We start from the raw sequence: 5,336 nt of genomic DNA on the forward strand, positions 1-5,336 counted from the left end.
TAATTGCTGGTGATGTTTGCAAGCAGATTTCAATGATTGGGAGTTCATATTTACTGCTCCCCCAAAATTTTTCGCTCTCCATGTAGCTATGACGCGCGCAAAGCAAGAACTGACTATATGTACTACTAAGCAATTGCAATTTGTACACGAAGCAGGCGCCGTTCCAGAACGACTCACTGTAAAGACCGATTCTTTACCTCTTCAAATGTTCTATTCTGATTTAACTCCTGGGGATATTTTCCTAAGTAATTACAACACGAAGAAAAATCAGCAGGTCATTGTTAACTTGATTGAAGGCGCCGAATTATTGATAAAAGTGAATCCAAATAAAAATGGTTGGAATATTTACAGTACAGATGGTCAGTGTGTTGGCGCCTTGTCTCAACGAGCAAATAAAGAACTGTTTAAGAAAGGATGTGTACCAGGGCAGTTTGAATTTCTTTCAGGTGAGGTAACTGTTAAAAGTGTATATCGCCATATGAGTATAGATGATGTCATAGGGGAAATAACCGAAGATTGGTTTGTTGTTATTCCGCAAATTCGAGTGTGTCGGTAAGTTGACTTCGGGGGCGCTTATATTAAATTAAGTGGATACATTCATTTTTACATTGGCGCCTGTAATTGAAGCAACTGAAAGAGTTTTAGTCGGATAAATGGCGCCAAAATTAGCCGGAATGTGTAATAAGCAACTTGTAGGTATTTACTGAAATTCTGTAAGTACATTTAAAAGCAATGATAAACAAGCGTCTCTGGATTTTATTACTACTTTTTATAAGTGTTACGCATGTAATTATAGTTACTAATAATATTCTAAATACAGGGGAATCAGGAGGAGCAGGAGGTGACGCTGGCTCTTCTTCAGTACCAACGGCAGAACCAACAGATGCAGGCGCCGCAACAACCCCACCAGCACAATCCGTAGATAAAACTTCAATACCTGACGGTGCCGATGAAGCTTTGAAGAAAGTTGTCGAAACCAGACCAGGGCAAATAGCTTTTAATGTTCCAGATAAAATGAAGGTTAACGATGCTGAAGTCGTAGAAGTAGTAATTAGTGATGATTTGCGACGCGATTTAAAAAAAGAACTTGGAAATCAATCTGGAACGGAAACTGCCCAGTTACAGGTTAGCTCGTTCTTGAGAGCGCGACTTGAAGGCGCCAACTTTAATACAAAATCTCTAAACGAAGAAAATAGATTTTTAATACAAAATGGTATAGCTGCATGGCGATGGAGCGTTACCCCAACAGAGGCAGGCGAGCAAAAGCTATATATGTCTATCTACGCGCGCGTGCGAAAAAACGGTTCTACTGAAAATGTTGATTTGAAAACTTTCCAGCGCGAAATAAGTGTGTCGGTTAGTCCAACTAGTTGGTTAAATCAAAATTGGAAGTGGGTTATTGAGAACTCTACAGGTATTGGAGCAATCTTAGCTGGAATATCAATTTTTATTGTAGCTAGATGGAAATGGGTTAGAAAAAAAATCAAAAGCTTGAATAAACAAGGCGCCTCTCCTACAAATAATAAACCTTGATATATCCGCTTGCGGTGGCACGAAATATTACTTAATCGTTTTTCATTACTTTATAAACGGCGCCTGTTAAACAAAAAAACACCATTATCGCGTCTTTCAATACTTTTAAAATGTCTAAGATATGATGCCTAATTTTCTTTATTACAACTTTATATGTTTTTATACAATCCAGAACGTTCAATTGCTGTGATTGGAACTCGTCAGCCAAGAGAACGTGGTAGAGATACAGGATTGAGGATTGCTCAAAGGTTTGCACAACATAAGTTAACTTTTGTAAGTGGTTTATTAAATGATGAGTTAGCGATTTAATCACCTCTGTTTATTTTAAATAATTGATAACATTTTTTATATTAATTTTGCTAGTAATATAAAAGTTTTATTTCCACAATTTTATTTAAAATTTAGCTTTTTTTTCAATAAATGAGCGATAATATTATATGTGAGAATAAAAATATCTAACACCAAACATTGAATCCATAAGGAGGTATTATAATTGACTTTGAAGGGCAGTAATGGACATCGTAAAGATGTCAAACCCAATGAACTCGAAGTTTTCGAGCCTGCGTTTATACCGGGCGAAGAAGATGGTGAGAAGCTTGGGTATTTCAAAGCTGACATCAAAGGAGAAGAAGGAGAACTTGTAGATAAACTCCCCCAAGAGTTAACAGGCGAACCTTCAACTCCCAATGACGAAAGCTCCGAAGACTCATAGAAGTCTTGATTAGTAATTGAATATACTGCCTCAACTTATTTGTTGAGGCTTTCTTGATTATATATTTTATTATAGCAATGACTGATATAAACGATACAACAGTAATTCTCCCTGATTACATTCGCATAATTGAGCGAAAAGAATCTGGATGGCTATTCAAATCCATGAAGCCATTTTCGACTTATCTTAAAGTGGATATCAATGACTTTGAATTGCTGTACGGAATTAACAAACAACAAATTTTGGTCGAGTTATTTCGTATCAGTGGTGGTAAACTTGGTTTTTACATTGCTGACCTACGTCATAAACAATATTATTTCTGTGGACTGGAAGCTATGAATGTGAAGCAAAAGCTTTTAGAAATTGGTATTGGTCGTGTTGACCCAATGGATTGCGTTTGAAATGGTAAATAATTCGGCGCCGTTTTGAGGAGATTTTCTCTATAAAACCGTACAAGCTACATCTACTTCTATCTTTAATTACAGGTGCCCCAAAGCATTGGATACATTGCTTTTATGATAGTACTAATGTTGCAATATAAATTTTAACTTCAGGCGCCTAAGCACAAATTATCACATTGGCGCCTGTTTCAATCAATAACTTACTAATAATTAGTTTTTATCTAATAAACTCTGTAACTTTGAGGTAGTCAACAACATCTTTTCTATCAACTTCGCAGTCACAAGAAGCAGTCATTTCTATTATACCTTTAACACTTGGTACTTTAAAAATTCCAGAAGCACCATAACCACCTTTAAAATCAATCAGCAATGCTTTTATATTATTTTGATTATAGTCATATACTCTCATTACTTCATTTTTATAGTTAGATTTGGCAAAAGTCTTTAAAGATAAATTTTGGCTCTTCCGTAGGTGTTATGCTGAACTTTAAACTAAAATTTGAGACTTCCCCTTTAAAATCAAGACTTACAGGCAGTTTGAGTCTAGATTTTATCGTAAAGGCTCGAACGTTAAGATTAACGGCTGTTATCCTTACCCAGCAAGGATTTTAACCTATTTTTTAGACGTGTATGCATAACAAGTAACGAAGAACCTAAATTTTTAGGATTAGGTAAAAGTTGAATATCAAATGAGTACAAACCGTGAGGCACCTGACATCTAACTGCTTCATAGGAACCTGGGTCAAGAATGCTTATAGAACCGTCTTTACGAGGAAATGTTTTATAGTTGGAAGGGATTTTAACTTTGATACCAAATTTGGGGAATCTTACTGTTTTACTTGTTTTACTGGGTTCAACAACTTCCGTGTTTCCACACTTTTGTGCAACCGCGACTAATGCTCGCTTTTCTAAAATGTTCTTATTATGCGCCAAGATTGGTTGATTAGAGAAAAATGGTACGCCAGTATTTAAAACCCCTAAACTTGTAATAATTAGGATGAAACAAAAACTTCTCATATCAAAATTCCCCGTTCGCATATCACTAACAACTTACATTATCTCCTAAAATTAGTATCAAATATTTTTATACGCTCAGATTATAAAATATACTTGGCGCCACTAATCAAAACATAACAAGTGCCTTCTTGAATCTATCGCACTCACTTCGGAGGCGCCGATAAAATATATAGATGTGCTTCGGCGCCTATGATTAGTAATATAGATACAAAACGTTTAGTTTATACTTTAATACTTATAATGCTCGTATCTAAAGCTTCAAGAATATCTCAACTTTCAAGGCGCCTGCTCTTAAACTTATGATTGTTGATTACATAGCTTTCGCGCGCGCGTTGGGGGTTCTTTTCCTTCATCAATCCAAGCATCAATTGCTTTTTTCAGGTCAGATTCAATCATGGTTGACCATTCGACTTCATTAATAATCGCTTGAAATATTACTTTTTTACCACGACCAAACTTTTTGATTGGGTATCCACGATATACATTATTACGCTTAGTCATTATATTTTAATTTTATTCACTACCTTATCAAAACACTTTTAGACATAGCTAGAGCCAAAACTTAATATCTTAATATAAAAAACAGCAATGAAATATATAGCTGTTGGCGATAGAACCTGAAAATAGTCAAACTTGAATGCAATACAACTAATGGCGCCTGTAATCAATGTTAATACAGGCGCCAATATTATTTTAATTACAGTGGTTCATAAGTCCAAAAACTGGCGCCGTTGTCTTTATCGCTCGTATGACAAATTGATTATTAGCTCAAATACCTAGAGCTTCTGCTACTTTTGGGTTATAAGTTAATAAATCTAATATTTCAACAACTGGCGCCTTCGCATCATTTAATGCAATTACCTCTTCTTTAAGGTGCGAACGCACATAAGTTTTGCCTCTCATACCAGCGTATTCCCATTCAAAATAAAGCTGTTTAATTGGTTTTTTCTTCTTGCTATTAGCATTTGCATAACCCCAGGACAGATTACCGCTACCTTCACCGTGTTTGCGATGGGTGCTAGGGGGAATTGAATGTAATATATTTTCCCCTAGCACCTCATAATCATTACTTAGTTGGGTATTTGAAGGAATTGATAATGATAAGTCATCTTCAATAGTTTTGGCGCCGTGTTCCTCTTGGGTGCTTCTTGAAATTGAATGTGATATATTTCCCCCTAGCACCTCATGGTCATTACTTAGTTGAGTATTAGAAGAAATTGATAATGATAAGGTATCTTCAATAGTTCGGGCGCCATGTTCCTCTTGGGTGCTAGGGGAAATCGAGTGTGATATATTTTTCCCTAGCACCTCATAATTATTACTTAGTTGGGTATTTGAAGGAATTGATAATGATAAGGTATCTTCAATAGTTTTAGCGCCGTATTCATCGTGGGTGCTAGGGGAAATAAGATGTGGTAAATTTTCCCCTAGCACCTCCGAGTCACTACTTAGTTGAGTATTAGAAGGAATTAATAATGATAAGCCCGAATCAATAGTTTGGGCGCTGTGTTCGTCTTGGGTGCTAGGGGGAATTAAATGTGATAGATTTTCCCCTAGCACCTCATGGTCATTACTTAGTTGAGTATTAGAAGAAATTAATAATGATAAGCCCGAATCAATAGTTTGGGCGCTGTGTTCGTCTTGGGTGCTAGGGGGAATTAAATGTGATAGAT

9 protein-coding genes and 1 pseudogene are annotated in these 5,336 nt (G+C 36.1%); 6 read left to right on the forward strand and 4 right to left on the reverse strand.

The features are described 5' to 3' along the window. Positions 1-88: 88 nt before the first annotated feature. The 5 genes from DSM106972_RS50725 (at position 89) to DSM106972_RS54675 (ending at position 2,646) form a co-directional block, all read left to right on the forward strand. Positions 89-556 carry a hypothetical protein gene (locus DSM106972_RS50725; protein ID WP_127087816.1) on the forward strand — a complete coding sequence of 156 codons (468 nt, stop codon included), beginning with the start codon at positions 89-91 and terminating at the stop codon, positions 554-556. Positions 557-732: 176 nt separating this feature from the next. Next, positions 733-1,533 (forward strand): hypothetical protein, encoded by an 801-nt coding sequence (locus DSM106972_RS50730; RefSeq protein ID WP_127087817.1) that lies wholly within the window; start codon positions 733-735, stop codon positions 1,531-1,533. 153 nt (positions 1,534-1,686) lie between these two features. Continuing rightward, the gene (locus DSM106972_RS52070) at positions 1,687-1,842 is read left to right on the forward strand and encodes a DNA-processing protein DprA (RefSeq protein ID WP_158633046.1); all 156 of its coding nucleotides are present in this window, start codon (positions 1,687-1,689) and stop codon (positions 1,840-1,842) included. 184 nt (positions 1,843-2,026) lie between these two features. Then, positions 2,027-2,245 carry a hypothetical protein gene (locus tag DSM106972_RS50735; RefSeq protein WP_127087818.1) on the forward strand — a complete coding sequence of 73 codons (219 nt, stop codon included), beginning with the start codon at positions 2,027-2,029 and terminating at the stop codon, positions 2,243-2,245. A 77-nt stretch (positions 2,246-2,322) separates the two neighbouring features. Then, on the forward strand, positions 2,323-2,646 hold the full coding sequence (locus tag DSM106972_RS54675; RefSeq protein ID WP_127087819.1) for a hypothetical protein: 324 nt from the start codon (positions 2,323-2,325) through the stop codon (positions 2,644-2,646). Positions 2,647-2,863: 217 nt separating this feature from the next. On the opposite strand, the gene DSM106972_RS50745 is transcribed toward DSM106972_RS54675, so the two are convergent. The 3 genes from DSM106972_RS50745 to DSM106972_RS50755 all read right to left on the reverse strand — a co-directional run bounded on the left by DSM106972_RS50745 (position 2,864) and on the right by DSM106972_RS50755 (position 4,164). Then, positions 2,864-3,055: a hypothetical protein gene (locus DSM106972_RS50745; protein WP_127087820.1), complete on the reverse strand. Its 192-nt coding sequence runs from the start codon at positions 3,053-3,055 to the stop codon at positions 2,864-2,866. Between the two features lie 167 nt (positions 3,056-3,222). After that, positions 3,223-3,663, reverse strand: a complete 441-nt coding sequence (locus DSM106972_RS50750; RefSeq protein WP_127087821.1) for a hypothetical protein — start codon at positions 3,661-3,663, stop codon at positions 3,223-3,225. 297 nt (positions 3,664-3,960) lie between these two features. Beyond that, positions 3,961-4,164 (reverse strand): hypothetical protein, encoded by a 204-nt coding sequence (locus DSM106972_RS50755; RefSeq protein WP_127087822.1) that lies wholly within the window; start codon positions 4,162-4,164, stop codon positions 3,961-3,963. Positions 4,165-4,296: 132 nt separating this feature from the next. On the opposite strand from DSM106972_RS50755, the gene DSM106972_RS52075 reads away from it, so the two are divergent. Beyond that, positions 4,297-4,443 (forward strand): hypothetical protein, encoded by a 147-nt coding sequence (locus DSM106972_RS52075; protein ID WP_158633047.1) that lies wholly within the window; start codon positions 4,297-4,299, stop codon positions 4,441-4,443. Here the strand turns inward: DSM106972_RS52075 and DSM106972_RS52080 are convergent. Continuing rightward, positions 4,432-5,336 (reverse strand): annotated as a pseudogene (locus DSM106972_RS52080) (hypothetical protein); the annotation flags it as partial. The gene DSM106972_RS52075 and the pseudogene DSM106972_RS52080 overlap by 12 nt on opposite strands.

This window comes from Dulcicalothrix desertica PCC 7102 (genome assembly GCF_003991905.1).
Lineage (GTDB): Bacteria > Cyanobacteriota > Cyanobacteriia > Cyanobacteriales > Nostocaceae > Dulcicalothrix > Dulcicalothrix desertica.

What these genes read in the sequence shown, in the direction of transcription:
- DSM106972_RS50745 (WP_127087820.1), bottom strand. Translation starts at nt 3,055, where the DNA reads ATGAGAGTATATGACTATAATCAAAATAATATAAAAGCATTGCTGATT.
- DSM106972_RS50755 (WP_127087822.1), bottom strand. Translation starts at nt 4,164, where the DNA reads ATGACTAAGCGTAATAATGTATATCGTGGATACCCAATCAAAAAGTTT.
- DSM106972_RS50730 (WP_127087817.1), top strand. Translation starts at nt 733, where the DNA reads ATGATAAACAAGCGTCTCTGGATTTTATTACTACTTTTTATAAGTGTT.
- DSM106972_RS50725 (WP_127087816.1), top strand. Translation starts at nt 89, where the DNA reads ATGACGCGCGCAAAGCAAGAACTGACTATATGTACTACTAAGCAATTG.
- DSM106972_RS54675 (WP_127087819.1), top strand. Translation starts at nt 2,323, where the DNA reads ATGACTGATATAAACGATACAACAGTAATTCTCCCTGATTACATTCGC.
- DSM106972_RS52070 (WP_158633046.1), top strand. Translation starts at nt 1,687, where the DNA reads ATGTTTTTATACAATCCAGAACGTTCAATTGCTGTGATTGGAACTCGT.
- DSM106972_RS50750 (WP_127087821.1), bottom strand. Translation starts at nt 3,663, where the DNA reads ATGAGAAGTTTTTGTTTCATCCTAATTATTACAAGTTTAGGGGTTTTA.